At 69.6% G+C, this 17,747-nt stretch carries 16 protein-coding genes and 5 pseudogenes; 14 read left to right on the forward strand and 7 right to left on the reverse strand.

Annotated features, from left to right (window positions below; translation table 11 throughout):
- Positions 1-17: 17 nt before the first annotated feature.
- From ACSJDS_RS00950 to hemC, 5 genes and pseudogenes are all read right to left on the reverse strand, one after another.
- Entirely contained in the window at positions 18-1,271 is a 1,254-nt protein-coding gene (locus ACSJDS_RS00950) for a heme biosynthesis HemY N-terminal domain-containing protein (RefSeq protein WP_473031732.1), read from the reverse strand.
- Complete coding sequence (locus ACSJDS_RS00955) at positions 1,268-1,612, reverse strand: uroporphyrinogen-III C-methyltransferase (RefSeq protein ID WP_473031733.1); 345 nt, start codon at positions 1,610-1,612, stop codon at positions 1,268-1,270. Before ACSJDS_RS00955 ends, ACSJDS_RS00950 begins: the two co-directional genes overlap by 4 nt.
- On the reverse strand, positions 1,573-2,814 hold the full coding sequence (locus tag ACSJDS_RS00960) for a uroporphyrinogen-III C-methyltransferase (protein ID WP_473031734.1): 1,242 nt from the start codon (positions 2,812-2,814) through the stop codon (positions 1,573-1,575). The genes ACSJDS_RS00955 and ACSJDS_RS00960 overlap by 40 nt, the downstream gene beginning before the upstream one ends.
- A gap of 6 nt (positions 2,815-2,820) precedes the next feature.
- Positions 2,821-3,617, reverse strand: a pseudogene (locus ACSJDS_RS00965) (uroporphyrinogen-III synthase).
- Positions 3,617-4,558, reverse strand: a complete 942-nt coding sequence (gene hemC, locus ACSJDS_RS00970; protein WP_473031735.1) for a hydroxymethylbilane synthase — start codon at positions 4,556-4,558, stop codon at positions 3,617-3,619. Before hemC ends, ACSJDS_RS00965 begins: the two are co-directional and overlap by 1 nt.
- A 255-nt stretch (positions 4,559-4,813) precedes the next feature.
- Between hemC and argH the strand changes: the two genes are divergently transcribed.
- The 8 genes and pseudogenes from argH to ACSJDS_RS01010 all read left to right on the forward strand — a co-directional run bounded on the left by argH (position 4,814) and on the right by ACSJDS_RS01010 (position 10,922).
- Positions 4,814-6,238 carry an argininosuccinate lyase gene (argH, locus tag ACSJDS_RS00975; RefSeq protein ID WP_473031736.1) on the forward strand — a complete coding sequence of 475 codons (1,425 nt, stop codon included), beginning with the start codon at positions 4,814-4,816 and terminating at the stop codon, positions 6,236-6,238.
- Positions 6,235-6,396, forward strand: a complete 162-nt coding sequence (gene lptM / locus ACSJDS_RS00980; RefSeq protein ID WP_473031737.1) for an LPS translocon maturation chaperone LptM — start codon at positions 6,235-6,237, stop codon at positions 6,394-6,396. Before argH ends, lptM begins: the two co-directional genes overlap by 4 nt.
- Before the next feature lie 2 nt (positions 6,397-6,398).
- Positions 6,399-7,691 (forward strand): diaminopimelate decarboxylase, encoded by a 1,293-nt coding sequence (lysA, locus tag ACSJDS_RS00985; protein ID WP_473031738.1) that lies wholly within the window; start codon positions 6,399-6,401, stop codon positions 7,689-7,691.
- A pseudogene (gene dapF, locus ACSJDS_RS00990) lies at positions 7,691-8,523 on the forward strand (diaminopimelate epimerase). Before lysA ends, dapF begins: the two are co-directional and overlap by 1 nt.
- Before the next feature lie 29 nt (positions 8,524-8,552).
- Positions 8,553-9,265 (forward strand): annotated as a pseudogene (locus ACSJDS_RS00995) (DUF484 family protein).
- Positions 9,258-10,168: pseudogene (locus ACSJDS_RS01000) on the forward strand (tyrosine recombinase XerC). Before ACSJDS_RS00995 ends, ACSJDS_RS01000 begins: the two co-directional pseudogenes overlap by 8 nt.
- Positions 10,169-10,242: 74 nt before the next feature.
- Positions 10,243-10,680: pseudogene (locus ACSJDS_RS01005) on the forward strand (HAD family hydrolase); the annotation flags it as partial.
- 74 nt (positions 10,681-10,754) lie between these two features.
- A complete protein-coding gene (locus tag ACSJDS_RS01010) occupies positions 10,755-10,922 on the forward strand; it encodes a hypothetical protein (RefSeq protein ID WP_473031739.1) in 168 nt (55 codons plus the stop codon).
- Between the two features lie 116 nt (positions 10,923-11,038).
- Here ACSJDS_RS01010 and yihA read toward each other — a convergent pair whose 3' ends face one another.
- The gene (yihA, locus tag ACSJDS_RS01015) at positions 11,039-11,650 is read right to left on the reverse strand and encodes a ribosome biogenesis GTP-binding protein YihA/YsxC (protein WP_473031740.1); all 612 of its coding nucleotides are present in this window, start codon (positions 11,648-11,650) and stop codon (positions 11,039-11,041) included.
- Positions 11,651-12,073: 423 nt separating this feature from the next.
- On the opposite strand from yihA, the gene ACSJDS_RS01020 reads away from it, so the two are divergent.
- The 5 genes from ACSJDS_RS01020 to ACSJDS_RS01040 all read left to right on the forward strand — a co-directional run bounded on the left by ACSJDS_RS01020 (position 12,074) and on the right by ACSJDS_RS01040 (position 16,423).
- Positions 12,074-12,694 carry a c-type cytochrome gene (locus tag ACSJDS_RS01020; RefSeq protein WP_473031741.1) on the forward strand — a complete coding sequence of 207 codons (621 nt, stop codon included), beginning with the start codon at positions 12,074-12,076 and terminating at the stop codon, positions 12,692-12,694.
- Positions 12,695-12,876: 182 nt separating this feature from the next.
- Positions 12,877-13,527, forward strand: coding sequence for a thiol:disulfide interchange protein DsbA/DsbL (locus tag ACSJDS_RS01025; protein WP_473031742.1), 651 nt, complete (start codon positions 12,877-12,879; stop codon positions 13,525-13,527).
- Between the two features lie 3 nt (positions 13,528-13,530).
- The gene (locus ACSJDS_RS01030; RefSeq protein ID WP_473031743.1) at positions 13,531-14,367 is read left to right on the forward strand and encodes an endonuclease/exonuclease/phosphatase family protein; all 837 of its coding nucleotides are present in this window, start codon (positions 13,531-13,533) and stop codon (positions 14,365-14,367) included.
- 95 nt (positions 14,368-14,462) lie between these two features.
- Positions 14,463-14,894 carry a TRAP transporter small permease subunit gene (locus ACSJDS_RS01035; RefSeq protein WP_473031744.1) on the forward strand — a complete coding sequence of 144 codons (432 nt, stop codon included), beginning with the start codon at positions 14,463-14,465 and terminating at the stop codon, positions 14,892-14,894.
- A gap of 137 nt (positions 14,895-15,031) precedes the next feature.
- The gene (locus tag ACSJDS_RS01040) at positions 15,032-16,423 is read left to right on the forward strand and encodes a TRAP transporter large permease (protein ID WP_473034944.1); all 1,392 of its coding nucleotides are present in this window, start codon (positions 15,032-15,034) and stop codon (positions 16,421-16,423) included.
- Here ACSJDS_RS01040 and ACSJDS_RS01045 read toward each other — a convergent pair whose 3' ends face one another.
- Positions 16,424-16,855: a YqaA family protein gene (locus ACSJDS_RS01045; RefSeq protein ID WP_473031745.1), complete on the reverse strand. Its 432-nt coding sequence runs from the start codon at positions 16,853-16,855 to the stop codon at positions 16,424-16,426. It lies immediately after the preceding gene.
- A gap of 63 nt (positions 16,856-16,918) precedes the next feature.
- Between ACSJDS_RS01045 and thiD the strand changes: the two genes are divergently transcribed.
- A complete protein-coding gene (gene thiD, locus ACSJDS_RS01050) occupies positions 16,919-17,731 on the forward strand; it encodes a bifunctional hydroxymethylpyrimidine kinase/phosphomethylpyrimidine kinase (RefSeq protein WP_473031746.1) in 813 nt (270 codons plus the stop codon).
- The last annotated feature ends 16 nt before the right edge of the window (positions 17,732-17,747 follow it).

A 17,747-nucleotide genomic window follows, 5' to 3' on the forward strand; every position in this document is an offset into this window, starting at 1 on the left:
GGCACCGGGCCGCAAGATCAGCTCGCCTTCTTCTTGCCGGCCAGCGCCGTGGCCGCCTGATCGTCGGGCTGCGGCAGCGAGGGCAGCGACTTGTCGAGCAGCTCGACGCTCTGGCGATAGTCGAGCTGGCTCTTGTTGTGCTCGCCCAGATTGGCGAACAGTCGCGCCAGCTCGGCGCACACCACGCCGCTGGGACGCTGACGCTGGCTCGCCTCGAAGTACTCCTGGGCCTTGCCCCAGTAGGCGTTGCGCAGCGCCAGCCGCCCCAGGGTGAGCAGCAGATCCGGATCGTTGGGGCGCTCCTGCAGCCACTTCTCGGCATGCACCAGCTGGCGCGCCGGGTCGACGTTGAGCAGGCCGTAGCGCAGCACCAGTCGGCTGTCCCAGTGCTCCTTCAGCGAATGGCGCAGCAAGCGCTCGGCGATGCCCTCCTCGTTGCTCCGCACCAGCGCCTCGGCGTAGAGCACCACCAGCTCGACGTCGCTGCGCAGCGCATCGGGCATGTCGGCCCACAGGCTGCGCACCCGCTCGACGTTGCTCGGATCGCGGGCCTCCCGGGCCAGCAGCTCCTTATAGGCGCGTCGCTCCAGCTGGCTGCGCTCCTCCGGCGAGATCAGCTGGCGGGCGGCAAGCCGCGGCATCAGTCGACGCAGCCCGTCCCAGTCGCTGACGCTGAGGTAGGCCTGCTTGAGCTGCTTGAGCACCTGGGGATGGTTGGGCATCTGGCGATCGAGCCGGGTCAAGGCGGCCAGCGCCTCCTCGTACTGCTGGCGGTCGAGCATCAGCTGGGCCTGCATCAGGCCCACGGCGGTCTCCGCCCCGTCGGTGCTGAGATGGGCTCGCTTGAGCAGGGTATCGGCCTGGTCGTAGCGCCCCTGGTAGTGCGCCGCTAGCGCCGCCGAGAGGTAGTTGACCAGCGGCGTACCGGAGTCGTCGGCGGACTTCACCAGCGATTTCTCGGCGTGCTTCCAGCGCCCCTCGGCCAGCGCCACCAGGCCGCGCACGGTGCGCTTCATGGCATTGCGATGGCGGGTGCGACTATTCCACACCTTGAGCCGGCTGACCGGCCGGTTCAGGCGCATCAGCAGGCGCAGGGCGAAATGCAGCACGAAAAAGGCCATCAGCAGCAGCACCAGACCGAACCAGAAGGAGGTCTGATAGGAGGTCTCGCCGACCCGCACCAGCCAGTAGCCGGGCACCGAGACCATCAGCTGGCCGAAGAAGGCACCCAGCGCGAGGCCTACGACAACGATCAGTAGCAGCTTTCTCATGCGTCATCTCCCTGTTCGCCGCGCGAACCGAAACGACGTTCGATGAAGGTCGCCAGCGCCTGCTGGGAGCCGCTGATGTCCGGCAGCTCGGGGCGGATGGTTTCGGCCTTGAGCGACTCGAGGCGGGCCATCACCGACTGCACCTCGTCACGCTCGGTATCGTAGTAGCCGTCGATCAGGGTCAGCGCCTTGTCGAGGCTGGCCTCATAGAGGTCCTGCTCTTCCTTGAGCAGCGCCAGCTGCGCCTGCTCCAGCACCAGCCGGGCGCTCTGGCGCAGGTAGGACTCCTGCTCGGGGGAGATCAGGCCTTCCAGGGCCTCGTCGTGATGGCGGATGACCACCAGGTCACGCAGCTCCTGACCGAAGCGCGACAGCTGCTGCTGCCAGCCGCCGGCGGGGCTTCCTCGATGCCGGAGCGCGCCGGGATCTCCTCGAGCTCACGGGACAGCGGCAGAGTGGCCAGGCGCTCCTGCTGGGCGTTCAGCGCCAGGTAGAGGCCGGTGCGGTCGACCTGGGGCACGCTCTCCAGAATCGCCAGCTCCGAGGCGATGGCGCGGCGGATGGAGAGCAGCGCGGGATTCTCGGCTTCGCTCAGGCGCGCATCGGCGGTGCGCAGCAGCGCCGCGGCGCCGTCCACGTCACGCTCCAACTGCAGCCGCTGGTTGGCCAGGCGCAGCAGGTAGGCGGCCTCGGCGTGGAGCCACTCGCGCTCGTCGGCCTGCTGCTCGCGGGAGAGCTCGTCCAGCACCTGGTCCAGGGCGGTATCGACCTCGCCGCGATAGCTGGCGAACTCGCGCTGCATCCCCTCCAGCGCCTCGGCCATCTCGGCGTCGCGCTCGCTCTCGCCTTCGGCCAGGCGGGCCTCGAGGCGACTCTCGAGCTCGCCAAGCGACTCGGCCGTGGCGGCGTCGGCGGTACGGGTCTCCAGCTCGGCCAGGCGCTGCTGCTGGGCATCCAGCCGCTGCCAGGCCTGCAGGGCGAACATCCCCGCGGCGATGGCCAGCACCAGCACCAGCACCAGGGCCAGCCCGCCCATCTTGCCGCCGCCCTTGCCGCCCCCCTGGGCTGTCGGGGGCGGCGGGGGCGGTGCCTCCTGGCTACCACCGGCGCCAGCCGCCTTGGGCCTGTCGGCCGCGGCTTTCTGGTCAGAGGTGTCGGCGGCCTGCGGCTTGGACGCGTCGGTCGCGGCCTTATCACCGGCAGCGGACTTGGCACCCTCGGCGGCGGCGCCGGCCGGCTTTTGCTCGGCCTCTGCCGACTTGCTCTCTGCCGACTTGCTCTCTGCCGGCTTGCTTTCCGCCGGCTTGGCGTCGCTCGACTTGGCGTTGGCCGCTGTCTCACGGGGCGATCCCGAAGGGGTCGGCGGGGCACTCTGCGGTTTATCATTGCCGCTCTGCTGCGACGATTTGCCGCGCTGGCGGGAGCGATTCTTGCCCGATCCGGCGCCACTTTTATCCGCGGCAGAGGTCTCTTGCCCCTTGCCGCCCTGTGACTCGCCGGATGGCACCTTCTGTTCATCCTGCTCGTTTGATTGTTTGCTCATCTGTCGCTAGCCCTTTTCGAGATCGTCGTGATCGACATCGGCATCCGCGGAGGCACAGGCCTCCGCCACCGCCTCGGCCAGTGCGGCCGGCGTGGCGCCCGGCGCCACCACGAGTGTGCGAAACCCCAAGTCGTAGGCCAGTGTAGCCAAACGGCGACTGGACACGATTAGCGGTTGGTTCAAGGTGGTCTCGGTACTCCATCTTGCCAGATGTTCCAGCAATTCTCCGCTGCTGACCACCAGGGCACGGAAATCGCCATCGGCGAGACGGGACTGCATGTCGGGGAGGGCGTCTCCAGGCGGCGCCGGTAGGCCGCCAGGCGGGTGACGCGCGCGCCGCGCTCGGTGAGGGTCTCGGCGAGCAGGGCACGACCGCCTTCGCCGGCCACCAGCAGCACCCGCTGGCCGTCGAGCTCGCGCAGCGAGCCGAGCGTCAGCAGCGCCTCGCTGGTGTCCTCTCCGGCCCGGGGCGGAGGCACGTGCACGCGCACGCCCAGCCGGGCATGCAGCGTCTCGGCGGTGGCGCCCCCCACCGCGTAGTAGTCGATGCCCACCGGCAGCTGCGGCCAGTAGCGATCCAGGGCATCGTGAAGACACTCGGCGGCAAAGGGGCTGACCACCACCACCTTGTGAAAGTGATCGAAGTCGAGCCAGGCGGCCCGCATCGCCGGGGTCTCGGGCAGCGGCTCCAGGGTCATGGCCTCGAGCCGGGCCACCGCAAAACCGGCGGCCTCGATGGCCTCGGCCAGAGCCCCGGCGCGGGCGCCGGGGCGGCAGATCAAAACCGGCGGAGACCCGGGCATCAGCCGGCGCCGTAGACCTGCGCCAGGATCTCGCCAGCGCCCTGATCCAGCAGCTCCTCGGCCACGCGGATGCCCAGCGCCTCCGGCTCATGGATGGAGCCACGCCCCTCGGCGCGTAGCACCTCGGTCCCCTCCGGATTGCCCACCAACGCCCGCAGCCAGAGGGTCTGGCCGTCGTTCTCGAAGCTGGCATAGCCACCGATGGGCACCTGGCAGCCGCCCTCCAGGCGGGTGTTCATGGCCCGCTCGGCGCGCACCCGGGTGGCGGTGATGGGGTCGTCCAGGGGGGTCAGCAGGGCCACCAGGTCGGGATCATGGATGCGGCACTCGATGCCCAGCGCCCCCTGGCCACAGGCCGGCAGACACACCTCCGGCGGGAGCTCCATGGCGATGCGATCCTCGAGCCCCAGGCGCTTGAGGCCCGAGGTGGCCAGCAGGATGGCGTCGAACTCGCCGTCATCCAGCTTGCCCAGCCGGGTCTGAACGTTGCCGCGCAGGCTGAGCACCTCCAGGTCGGGGCGCGCCTCGCGCATCTGCAGGCCACGACGCAGGCTGGAGGTGCCGATGCGCGACCCCTCCGGCAGCTCGTCCAGCGAGGCGTAGTGGTTGGAGACGAAGGCGTCGGTGGGCTCGGCACCGGCCAGGATCACCGACAGCCCGAGCCCCTCGGGGAAGTGCATGGGCACGTCCTTCATGGAGTGCACGGCGATGTCGGCGCGACCGTCGAGAATCGCCTCCTCCAGCTCCTTGACGAACAGCCCCTTGCCGCCGACCTTGGCCAGCGGGGTGTCGAGGATCTTGTCACCACGGGTGGACATCGCCACCAGCTCCACCTCCAGCCCCGGGTGCTGGGCCATGAGCAAGTCGCGAACATGTTCGGCCTGCCACATGGCCAGTTGACTCTTGCGGGTGGCAATACGCAGCGTACTGATGGATCGCACGTGGTTCTCCCCATGCATGTTGGGCCCGCCCGGGCCCGCTTGGCTGTTGACGCCGCAAACGGTCACGATCGCGGTCGATGAGAGCCATCATAAAGCACCAGAGGGGGCAGGAAAACTCGCCCCCATTCGCCGGCGGCGCGCGGGCGGCCCCTCGCCAGCCTCGTCGACTCTGGTACACTGCCAGACCATGACCCGGGGGCGCGGCGGCGCCACCCATGAACGACACAGCATAAACCATGCAGGATGCCCACGCCGATGAGCTCTAGTCCCAAAAACCCCGGCACCAACCAGGCCTGGGGCGGTCGCTTCAGCGAACCCACCGACGCCTTCGTCGAACGCTTCACCGCCTCGGTGGATTTCGATCAGCGCCTCGCCCTGCAGGACATTCAGGGCTCCATCGCCCACGCCACCATGCTGGCGCGGGTGGGTGTGCTGACCGAGGCCGAGCGCGACGCCATCGTCACCGGGCTTACCGAGATTCGCGGCGAGATCGAGGCCGACACCTTCCAGTGGTCGGTGGCACTGGAAGACGTTCACATGAACATCGAGGCGCGGCTCACCGACAAGATCGGCATCACCGGCAAGAAGCTGCACACCGGGCGCTCGCGCAACGACCAGGTGGCCACCGACATCCGCCTGTTCCTGCGCGACGAGATCGACGTGGTGGAGACCGAGCTCCGCCGCCTGCGCGAGGGGCTGATCGAACTGGCCGACCGCGAGGCCGACACCATCATGCCCGGCTTCACCCACCTGCAGACCGCCCAGCCGGTGACCTTCGGCCACCACCTGCTGGCCTGGCAGGAGATGCTCGCCCGCGATCACGAGCGCCTGCTCGACTGCCGTCGCCGGGTCAACGTGATGCCCTTGGGCGCCGCGGCGCTGGCCGGCACCACCTACCCCATCGACCGCCACGTCACCGCCGAGCTGCTGGGCTTCGAGCGTCCGGCGGAGAATTCGCTGGATGCGGTCAGCGATCGCGACTTCGCCATCGAGTTCACCGGCTTCGCCAGCATCCTGCTGATGCACCTGTCGCGGATGAGCGAGGAGCTGGTGCTGTGGACCAGCGCCCAGTTCGACTTCATCGACCTGCCCGACCGCTTCTGCACCGGCAGTTCGATCATGCCGCAGAAGAAGAACCCCGACGTGCCCGAGCTGGTGCGCGGCAAGACCGGGCGCGTCTACGGCCACCTGATCGGCCTGCTGACCCTGATGAAGTCCCAGCCGCTGGCCTACAACAAGGACAACCAGGAAGACAAGGAGCCGCTGTTCGACACCCTGGACACCGTCAAGGACTGCCTCAAGGCGTTCGCCGATATGGTGCCGGCCATCGAGGCACGACAGGCGAACATGGTCGAGGCCGCGCGCCGCGGCTTCTCTACCGCCACCGATCTGGCCGACTACCTGGTACGCCGCGGCGTAGCCTTCCGCGACGCCCATGAAATCGTCGGCCAGTCGGTGGCCTTCGGCCTGCGCGAGCAGAAAGACCTCTCCGAGATGAGCCTCGAGGAGCTGCGCCAGTTCTCCGACGTCATCGAAGCGGATGTCTTCGAGGTGCTGACCCTGGAGGGCTCGGTGGCGGCCCGCAACCATATCGGCGGCACCGCCCCCGACCAGGTGCGCGCCGCCGCCCAGCGCGCCCGGGAGGCGCTGGCCGCCCTGCGAGGGGACGCGCGCCCATGAGCCGGCTTGCCCTGGCTGCGCTGGCGCTGACCGCCGGTCTGCTGCTGGCCGGCTGCGGCCAGAAGGGTCCGCTCTTCCTGCCCGATGACGAGGCGACCGCCGGGCGCGGCAGTGCAGCCGCCGCGCCCTCCGACACAGAAATCCGCGAGAAGGGCTGACCATGGACCACTTTGCATATCGCGACGGCGTGCTCTACGGCGAGGAAGTGCCTCTGCTGCGGGTGGCCGAGGAGATCGGCACGCCCTGCTACGTCTACTCCAAGGCGACCCTGGCCCGCCACTTTCGCGCCTATACCGAAGCGCTGGGCAGCCATCCGCACCTGATCTGCTACGCAGTGAAGGCCAATTCCAACCTGGCGGTGCTGGGCCTGCTCGCCCGGCTCGGCGCCGGCTTCGATATCGTCTCGGTCGGCGAGCTGGAGCGGGTGCTGGCCGCCGGCGGCGACCCGGCCAAGGTGGTGTTCTCCGGGGTGGCCAAGCAGCAGGCCGAGATGGCCCGCGCCCTGGAAGTGGGCATCAAGTGCTTCAACGTCGAGTCGCGCCCCGAGCTCGAGCGCCTCAACGCCGTGGCCGAACGGCTGGGCCGGGTGGCGCTGGTGTCGCTGCGCGTCAACCCGGACGTGGACGCCGGCACTCACCCCTATATCTCCACCGGCCTCAAGGATAACAAGTTCGGCATCCCGGTGGACGAGGCGCTGGCGGTCTACGAGCTGGCGGCCGGCCTGCCCCACCTGAAGGTGGTGGGCCTGGACTGCCATATCGGCTCCCAGCTCACCGAACTGGCGCCCTTCCTGGACGCCCTGGACCGCCTGCTGGTGCTGCTCGAGCGCCTGGCCGAGCGCGGCATCCACATCGAGCACCTGGACCTGGGCGGCGGACTCGGCGTGCCCTATCGCGACGAGCGCCCGCCGGCACCCTTCGACTACGCCGCCTCGCTGCTCGAGCGCCTGGCCCAGTGGCAGGGCGGCGAGCACCTGACCCTGCTGTTCGAGCCGGGCCGTTCCATCGCCGCCAACGCCGGCGTGCTGCTGACCCGGGTCGAGTACCTCAAGCCCGGCGAGACCAAGAACTTCGCCATCGTCGACGCGGGCATGAACGACCTGATCCGCCCGGCGCTCTACCAGGCCTGGCAGGCGATCCTCCCGGTGGACACCCGTCGGGCACGCGACAGTGCCACCTACGACGTGGTGGGCCCGGTCTGCGAAACCGGCGACTTCCTGGGCAAGGAGCGAGAGCTCGCCATCGCCGAGGGCGACCTGCTGGCGGTGCGCTCCGCCGGCGCCTACGGCTTCGTCATGGCCTCCAACTACAACAGCCGCCCCCGCCCCGCCGAGGTGATGGTAGACGGCGACCACTACCATGTGGTGCGCCGTCGCGAGCGCCTCGAGGCGCTCTGGGCCGGCGAGTCGCTGCTGCCCGAGGCGCCGCCGCGGGCCGACGGGGAGTCCCGCTGATGCTGCTGCACTTCACCAAGATGCATGGCCTGGGCAACGACTTCATGGTGGTCGACTTGGTCACCCAGCGCGCCCGCCTGCGCGACGAGCAGATCCGCCAGCTGGCGGACCGCCGCTTCGGCATCGGCTTCGACCAGCTGCTGGTCGTCGAGCCGCCGCGCAGCCCCGACATGGACTTTCGCTACCGCATCTTTAATGCCGACGGCAGCGAGGTGGAAAACTGCGGCAACGGCGCGCGCTGCTTCGCACGCTTCGTGCGCGACCAGCGCCTGACCCACAAGCACGAGATCCGCGTGGAGACCGCCGGCGGCCCGCTCACCCTGCTGGTCGAGGGCGACGGCCAGGTGACCGTGGACATGGGCGTGCCGCGCTTCGAGCCTGCGGCCCTACCCTTCGAGGCCGACGAAGACCGCCCCCGGCATGTGCTGGAAGTCGACGGCGAGCGCCTGGAAATCGGCGCGGTCTCCCTGGGCAATCCCCACGCGGTGCTGCGGGTGGACGACGTCGAGTGCGCCCCGGTGGCGCGCCTGGGGCCGGCCATCGAGGCGCACCCGCGCTTCCCCAAGCGGGTCAACGCGGGCTTCATGCAGGTGGTCACGCCCCACGAGATCCGCCTGAGGGTCTACGAACGCGGCAGCGGCGAGACCCTGGCCTGCGGCACCGGCGCCTGCGCCGCCGCGGCCTGCGGCATCCGCCAGGGGGTGCTGGAGAGCCCCGTCACCGTTCACCTGCCCGGCGGCACCCTGCATATCGAGTGGCCCGCCCCGGATGCCCCCTGCGCATGACCGGCCCCGCCGAGCGTGTCTTCGATGGACGCGTCGCCCTGAGCTGAGCGCTGCCCGAGCTGATCAAGGAGTCTCCATGTCCCGAGCCGTCCCCGAACCGCGCAAGACCCTGGACCCGACCGGGTGGCCGAGTGGCTGGCCCGCCACCCGGACTTCTTCATCGGCCGCGAAGGGCTGCTGCAGCAGCTCAAGGTGCCCCATCCCGAGGCGCAGGGCGCCACCTCGCTGCTCGAGCGCCTGGTCTTCGACCTGCGGCGCCGCGCCGAGCAGGCCGAGTGGCGGCTCGAACAGCTGCTGGAATCGGCCCGCCACAACGAGGTCCAGTTCCGGCGCACTCGGGAGCTGGTGCTGGCGCTGCTCGAGGCGGAGGACGCCGACGCCCTGGGCCAGGCCCTGGCCACCCAGATGGCCGAGAGCTTCCAGACCCCGGCCGTCGCCCTGTGGTGTCCGGCCAGCCTCACCGACCGGGAACCCCGTCCTCCCCAGCCGCCCCGTCAGATCCTCGACGAGCATGCCAGCCAGCGCCTGGCCGCCCTGCTCGACGGCCGCGCCAGCCGCTGCACCCGCCTGACGCCCACCGACTGGAGCCGTCTGCTGCCCCATGTCGAGGCGCCGCGCCAGGCCGGTTCCTGCGCCCTGGCACGGTTGACCCTGGGCGAGCCGCTGGGCTACCTGGTGCTGGCCAGCCCCGACCCGGACCACTTCCGGGCCAGCATGGACACCCTGTTCACCGAGTACCTGAGCGACGTGCTGGCCCGCCTGGTGCTGCGTCCCGGCCCCCATGGCTGAAGCGCCGCTGCGCGACCAGGTCGACGCCTGCCTCGGCGAGCTGGCATGCACCGCCAGCCCCGCCACCCTGGCCGCCTATCGCCGCGACCTGGAGGCACTGTGCGACTTCATGGCGCGCCACGGCGTCACCGATGGCGCCGAGCTGAGCGCGCCGCTGGTGCGCCGCTTCCTGGGCAGCGAACGCGCCCGCGGCCTTGCCCCACGTAGCCTGGCCCGGCGCCGGGCGGCGCTGTCGCGCTTCGCCGAGGGGCTGGTGAAGGCCGGGCAGCTGCCCCATAACCCGGTCGCGCTGGTGCCCACCCCGCGCCAGCCCGCCCACCTGCCCAAACCGCTGGACGCCGACCAGCTCAGCCACTTCTCGATACGCCCCACGACGGCTCGCCGCTGGCGGTGCGCGACCAGGCCATGCTCGAACTGTTCTACTCCAGCGGGCTACGGCTCGCCGAGCTCGCCGGCCTGGACCTGGACGACCTGCAGCCGCAGCGGGTCCGGGTGCGGGGCAAGGGCGGCAAACCGCGCCAGGTGCCGGTGGGCCGCCGCGCCCGGGCCGCGCTCGACGCCTGGCAGGCCATCCGCGGGGCCCTGGCGCCGCCGAGTGAATCGGCGCTGTTCGTGGGCGCCCGGGGGCGGCGTCTGGGCCACCGCGCCATCCAGAAGCGCCTGGCCGAGCTGGCCCGGCGTCGCGGGCTGGCCGAGCACCTGCACCCCCACCGCCTGCGCCACTCCTTCGCCAGCCACCTGCTGGAATCGAGCCATGACCTGCGCGCCGTCCAGGAGCTGCTGGGCCACGCCCACCTCGCCACCACCCAGGTCTATACCCGGCTCGACTGGCAGCACCTGGCCGCCAGCTACGATGCGGCCCACCCCCGTGCCCGCCGCCGAGACGCCGACGCCACCGAGTAACCGCCATGCCCGACCACCCCCTGGAGGCGCTGACCTTCGACCTCGACGACACCCTGTGGGACAACCAGCAGGTGATGCTCGACACCGAGCTTGGCCACTACGACTGGCTCGACCAGGCCCTGGCCGCCTGGCTGGCAGAACGCGGTCAGCCGCCGGCCGAGCGCTTCGCCGAGCGCTACCCGCTGGAGGCCTTCGTGGCCCGTCGCCGCCGGCTGGCCGAGGCTCACCCGCTGCGCCGCGGCGACTTCACCTGGCTGCGCGAGCAGGCGCTGCTGGCGCTACTGGGCGACTATGGCCTGGACGCCGCCTCGGCCCGGCACTGGGCCGGCGCCGCCATGGCGACCTTCATGACCCTGCGCCACCGGGTCACCCCCTACCCCGAGGTCGCCCCGCTGCTTGCCGAACTGGGGCGCCGCTACCCACTGGCCAGCATCACCAACGGTAACGTCGATGTCTCCCGCCTGGCGCTAGGCGAACACTTCCCGGTGGCCATCGCCGCCGGGGAAATCCTCGCCCCCAAGCCCGACCCGCGGCCCTTCCTGGCGGCGCTGGCGCGACTCGGCACCACCCCTCTCGGGCGCTGCACGTGGGCGACTCCTGGCGCGAAGACGTCGAGCCGGCCCGGCGGCTGGGCATGCGGGTCGCCTGGATCTCACCCCATGTGGATGACCAGCCCCTGCCATCGGGCATTCACCGCCTGAACCACGTTCGTAAACTGCCTGCGCTGATCCGCTGGCTGGAGCGGCAGCGCTAACGCATAGCGAGAAGCGCTGGGGGCGGGGCCTCGCGAGGGGCTTTTCCAAGGACAGCGCCCTCGCAATGGTCCGACACCTCGGGGCCTGCCGCCAGGATAGCCCCACCTCTCCCCCGCTAATCAGCGCCCAGCAGCCAGTCGTCCAGCCGTGCGCAGGTCTCGTCGATGCCCTGGCGCTTCAGCGAGGAGAACAGCTGCAGGCTCACCAGGTCCTCCCACTCCCGCAGCCGACTGCGCACCTGCTGCAGTGCGCCCTTGGCCGCGCCGGACTTCAGCTTGTCGGACTTGGTGAGCAGGATGTGCACCGGCATGTCCTGGTCATCCGCCCAGCCCAGCAGCGTCTGGTCGAACTCGGTCAGCGGGTGGCGCACGTCCATCACCAGCACCACCCCGCGCAGCGAGCGGCGGGCGCGCAGATAGTCGGCGAGGTGCTGCTGCCACTCGCGCTTGACTGCCTCGGGCACCTTGGCATAGCCGTAACCGGGCAGGTCGACGAGGCGCCGGGATTCATCGTCCCCCAGCGCGAAGAAATTGATCAGCTGCGTGCGCCCCGGGGTACGCGAGGTTCGCGCCAGGGCCTTCTGGCGGGTAATGGCGTTGATGGCGCTGGACTTGCCGGCGTTGGAGCGCCCAGCGAAGGCCACCTCGGCGCCCTGGTCGGGCGGGCACTGGGCGAGGCTCGGCGCGCTGGTCATGAAGCGCGCGGCGGGGTAATGAAGTCGTGACATGCGTCGAGGTCCTGCCGAAGAGAGAAGCGCCCGCGCCGGCGGGATGCGTGGCCTGCATTCCCGACGCGAGCTTGTTTCGTTATAATGCCGTGTCTTTTGTCTGCGACCTGGGGCACGCTAGTGTACCACCGTGCTCTCGCCGGCAGCGACCGATTCGCTCGGCGCGCCAGGCGGCAGGGCACCCGGCCTGGAAGTTGAGGGACTTGGGGGAGCGCTGAACAAATCGCTGAGCGAGATGAAGCGCAAGGCGCACGGAGCACAGGAACCGGAGCATATGGGGTATATGTGAGGATTCCGACGGTCCGACGCTTCGGCACCGCGCAACGCAGCGATTCGCTCGCGCAAGCATTTGTGCAGTGTTCCCTTGGGCGGGGCACCCAGGGTGCGTACCGGTAAATAACACAACGGCATAGTGGATTAGCGATGAGAAAGTTACTGGCAAGCCTGGCACTTACCATGGGCGCCGTCGGCGCCGCCCACGCGGACCTGGAAGCAGACGCCGACCCGGCCGCCGGCCGCGAACTGGCACAGCCCTGCGCCGCCTGTCACGGCGAGACCGGCATCAGCCCGGCGTCCTCCTTCCCGCATCTCGCCGGCCAACAGATGTCCTATACCGCCAAGCAGATCATTGACATCCGCGACGGCCACCGGCTGGTACCGGAAATGGTCGGCCAGGTGGACGACTTCTCCGACCAGGACGCCTGGGACGTGGCCGCCTTCTACGCCGAGCAGGAGGCCCACGTCGGTCAGGCCGACCCGGACGACGAACTGATCGCCCGCGGCCAGGAGCTCTACCGCTCCGGGGACATGTCCAAGGGCATCCCCGCCTGCGCGGCCTGCCACACCCCCAGCGGCGAAGGGATCAACTCCGCCGTCTACCCGGCGCTCTCCGGCCAGTTCGCCGAGTACACCGTGGCCACCCTGCAGGACTATGCTTCCGGCGAGCGGGCCAACGACCCCAACAACATCATGCGCGATATCGCCGCCAAGATGAGCGATGCCGACATGGAAGCCGTGGCCAACTATATTCTTGGCCTGCACTGAGCTAGCCGCATTCGCTGATGGCCTACCGGCCAGCGCGTCGAAGGCGGCCCAGCGGCCGCCTTCGGCGTTTGCGGCCCCGGCGGAACCCTCGGCTCCGACCGCGCTCCAAGTCAGCGACTCGGCCGCCATCGGGCGACCGCCCCGGCACGAGCGCCCCGGAAAATCCAAGGAGTGATTCCCGCATGTTCAAGCCCTCTCATATCGTGACGTCCGCCATGCTCGCCGTCGCCGGCCTCGGCATGTCGGCGGCTGCCCTTGCCAGCAACCTGGTGGAAGGCCAGCACTACGAGGTGATCAGCGAGCCGGTCGAGACCCGCGTCGACGCCGACAAGATCGAAGTCACCGAGGCCTTCTGGTACGGCTGCCCCCACTGCTACAACCTGCAGGGCGCGGTCACCGCCTGGTACGAGACCCTGGACGACGACGTCGAGGTGCTTCACCTGCCGGCCACCATGGGCGGCGACTGGAACACCCACGCCGCGGTCTATTTTGCCGCCGAGGAGCTCGGCATTCTCGAGGACGCCCACGCCGACATCTTCCACGCCATCCACGAAGAGGGCCGCAACCTGACCGCCAGCGACGACATCGCCGCCTTCTTCACCGACTACGGCGTGAGCGAGGATGAGGCTCGCCAGGCGCTAGACGCCTTCGCGGTCAAGGCCAAGGTCAACCAGGCCCATGCCCGCATGCGCGCCATGCAGCTGATGGGCGTGCCGGCGCTGGTGGTCGACGGCCGCTACCGGGTCACGCCCTCGAGTGCCGGCAGCCTGGAGAACATGCCGCAGATCGCCGACGCCCTGATCGACAGGGTGCGCCAGGAACGCAACGAGTAAGCCGTGCAGACTGAGCTGTCACACCTGGCCGACGCCAAGACGCCGCCGCTCGACGGCGGCCATCTGAAACTGCTCACCTTCAACCTGCAGGTCGGCATTCAGACCTCGGCCTACCACCACTACCTGACCCGCAGCTGGCAGCACCTGCTGCCACATCCCAGGCGCCAGCGGCGCCTGGACATGGTCAGCGAGGTGCTGGGACGCTTCGACATCGTCGGCCTCCAGGAGGTCGACGGCGGCAGCTTTCGTTCCAGCCACGTCAACCAGGTGGAGTACCTCGCCAGTCGCGGCGGCTTTCCCCACCACTTTCAGCAGCTCAACCGTAACCTGGGCCGCTTCGCCCAGCACAGCAACGGCCTGCTGTCGCGCCTGAAGCCGACGCATATCGAGGAGCATCGCCTACCCGGCACCCTCCCCGGGCGCGGCGCCATCCACGCCCGCTACGGCGACGGACCGGACGCCCTGCACCTGTTCGTCGCCCACCTGGCGCTGAGCCACCGTGGCCGGGTGCGCCAGCTCGACTACCTCAGCGAGATCATCCAGCCGCTGCGCCATGTGGTGGTGATGGGCGATCTCAACTGCACTCCCGAGCAGCTGCACACCCACTCGCGGTTCTGCGCCTCGCTGCCGCTGCACCCCGTGCGCCCGCTGCTCAGCTACCCCTCCTGGCAGCCGCGCCGCGCCCTCGACCACATCCTGCTCTCCCACTCCCTGGAGGCCAGCGACGTGCGGGTGCTCGATCACCTCTTCTCGGATCATCTGCCCATCGCCGTGGACGTGGCGCTGCCGGCGGCCTGCCTGCAGACCCTCACCGCCCGACTCAAGGGGGAAGGCCACTGACCGCCGGCCCCGAGGGCGTTGAGAGACAGGGATGACGCCCCGCGGCGAATCGGCGATGATGCCCACCCTGTTTGGCTTCTGGACGGAATTTTCCCATGCCTTCCGCGAACCGTGAACCGGTCCTGCTCGCCTGGCTCGACGGCATTACCGAGGTCGTTGGCCGAGCCATTGCCTGGCTGGTGATCGTCATGATGCTGGTGCAGTTCGCCATCGTGGTGATGCGCTACGCCCTTGGCATCCACAGCGTGGTGATGCAGGAGTCGGTGATGTACATGCACGCCATGGTATTCATGCTCGGCGCGGCCTGGACCCTGCGCCACGACGGCCACGTGCGGGTGGATATCTTCTACCGCAAGCTCTCCGAGCGCGGCCGTGCCTGGATCGACCTCTGCGGCACCCTCTTCCTGCTGATTCCGGTAACGCTGTTCATCGCCATCGGTAGCTTTGGCTATGTGCGCAGCAGCTGGGCGATTCTCGAGCGTTCTCCGGACGGCGGAATTCCCGGGTCTATCTGCTCAAGTCGCTGATCCTGGTGATGATGGCGCTGCTGCTCATCCAGGGCATCGCCCAGCTGATCCGCCAGGTGATGATCCTGCGCGGCCAGGCGCCGGGCAGCGACCCGAGCACAGGGAGGTGCTCTGACGTGGAAGCCCTGCTCGAGTTCATGCCGCTGTTCCTGTTCCTCACCGTCTGCGCGGTGCTGATGCTGGGCTACCCGGTGGCCCTGGCGCTGGCCGGCACGGCGCTGATCTTCGCCGGTCTTGGCCACCTGCTGCTGTCGATGGGCGTGCCGGTGCCCTTCGAGGCACGCTACATGAGCGCCATGCCCAACCGGCTCTACGGCATCATGACCAACCAGACGCTACTCGCCGTGCCGCTGTTCGTGCTGATGGGGGTGCTGCTGGAGAAGTCGCGGGTCGCCGAGACCCTGCTCGACGCCATGGCGATGGCCTTCGGCTCGCTGCGCGGGGGGCTGGGCATCTCGGTGGTGCTGGTGGGCATGCTGCTGGCCGCCTCCACCGGCATCGTCGGCGCCACCGTGGTGACCATGGGCCTGCTGTCGCTGCCCACCATGCTCAAGCGCGGCTACTCGCCGCAGCTTGCGACCGGCAGCATCTGCGCCACCGGCACCCTGGGTCAGATCATTCCTCCCTCCATCGCCCTGGTGCTGCTCGGCGACGTGCTCTCCAACGCCTACCAGCAGGCCCAGCTGGCCATGGGCGTGTGGAGCCCCAGGACCGTCTCGGTGGGCGATCTGTTCGTCGGGGCATTGATTCCCGGCCTGCTGCTGGTGGTGGCCTACATCGCCTACCTGCTGGTGACTGCCTGGCTCAAGCCGGAGAGTGCCCCGCCCGCGGACCGCAACGCCCTGAAGGCGGAGCTCGGCCATACCGGTAGCCTGCTGCCGCTGCTGATCAAGGGGCTGATGCCGCCGGTGCTGCTGATCGTCGCCGTGCTGGGCTCGATCCTCGGCGGCTTCGCCACCCCCACCGAGGCCTCGGCGGTGGGCGCCACGGGCGCCTTCCTGCTGGCGCTGGCCAATCGCCGCCTGAACCTGACGATGCTCAGCGACGTGGTACGCAGCACCGCCCAGGTCACCAGCATGGTATTTTTGATCCTGATCGGCGCCGCGCTCTTCTCGCTGGTGTTCCGCGCCTACGGTGGCGAAGAGCTGGTCAAGGAGCTGTTCGCGGCGCTGCCCGGCGGCGTGGTGGGTGCCACCCTGGTGGTGATGGTGGTGATCTTCCTGCTCGGCTTCATCCTCGACTTCATCGAGATCACCTTCGTGGTGGTGCCCATCGTCGGGCCGGTGCTGCTGATGATGGGCATCGACCCCATCTGGCTAGGCATCATGATCGCCGTCAACCTGCAGACCTCGTTCTTGACGCCACCGTTTGGTTTCGCGCTCTTCTACCTGCGCGGGGTCACGCCGCCCTCGGTGCCCACCTCGGCGATCTATCGCGGGGTGATCCCGTTCATTGCCCTGCAGCTGGCCATGCTGCTGGCGCTGGCCGCCTTCCCGGGGCTGGCCACCTGGCTGCCCTCCCTGCTCTAGTTACTGGCACAATGGGGCCAACCAGGCCTGGGCGAGCAGCAGCACCACGGCATAGCGCCCGCCCTTGGCCAGGGTGATCAGCAGGGTGGCCCGCCACCAGGACAGCCGGAAGATGCCGGCCAGCACGGTGAGCGGGTCGCCCACCACCGGCGCCCAGGAGAGCAGCAGGCTCCACTCGCCGAAGCGGTGGTACCAGCGCTCGGCCCGGGCCAGCCCTTGCGGCGAGGCGGGGAACCAGCGGCGGTCCTGGAAGCGCCGCGCGTAGCGCCCCATCCAGACGTTGATCAGGCTGCCCAGGGTGTTGCCGGCAGTGGCCACCAGCCACAGCATCAGCGCCGGCTCGCCCAGGCACCACAGCCGCGCCAGCCAGACCTCGGAGCCGCCGGGCAGCAGGGTGGCACTGACCAGCGCCACCGCAAACAGACTCAGCACTGGCGCCGCTCCCGGCGCACCGCGCCGCTTGATCGATACATGCTACAGGACCCTCTTACCGCCATGACTGCGACTCGCTCTCTTCCCAATGCGTTGACCATTGCCGGCTCCGACCCCAGCGGTGGCGCCGGCATCCAGGCCGACCTCAAGACCTTCTCGGCGCTGGGCGCCTACGGCACCAGCGTGATCACCGCCCTGACCGCCCAGAACACCCGCGGCGTCGTCGGCGTGCACCCGGTCCCGGCGGCGTTCATCGGCACCCAGCTCACTGCCCTGCTCGACGACGTGACCATCGACGCAGTGAAGATCGGCATGGTGGCCAGCCGCGACGTGGCCGAGACGATTCGCGACGCCCTCACCCGACGGCGACCGCGCTGGATCGTACTCGACCCGGTGATGGTGGCCAAGAGCGGCGATATCCTGGTGGATGACGCCGGCATCGCCGCGGTACGCGAGGTGCTGGTACCCCTGGCCGACCTGATCACCCCCAACCTGCCGGAAGCCGCCGTGCTGCTCGACTGCCCGTCTCCCGAAACACGCGACGGCATGCAGGCCCTGGCGCCGTCGCTCGCCGCACTGGGCGCCGGCGCCGTGCTGCTCAAGGGCGGTCACCTCGAGAGCGAGAGCTGCCCCGACCTGCTGATCCAGGGCAGCGCAACCCGCTGGCTGGAGGGGACGCGCATCGCCACCGCCAACCTGCATGGCACCGGCTGTACGCTCTCCTCGGCGATCACCGCCCGCCTGGCGCAGGGCGACGACCTGCCCACGGCGGTGGGCGCCGCCAAGCGCTGGCTCGAGGCGGCGCTCAGTGCCAGCACGCGGCTTGACGTGGGACAAGGTCACGGCCCGGTACACCACTTCCACGCCTGGTGGTAGGCCGCCGGGCTTGCAG

The organism is Halomonas sp. SL18_1, assembly GCF_055755715.1.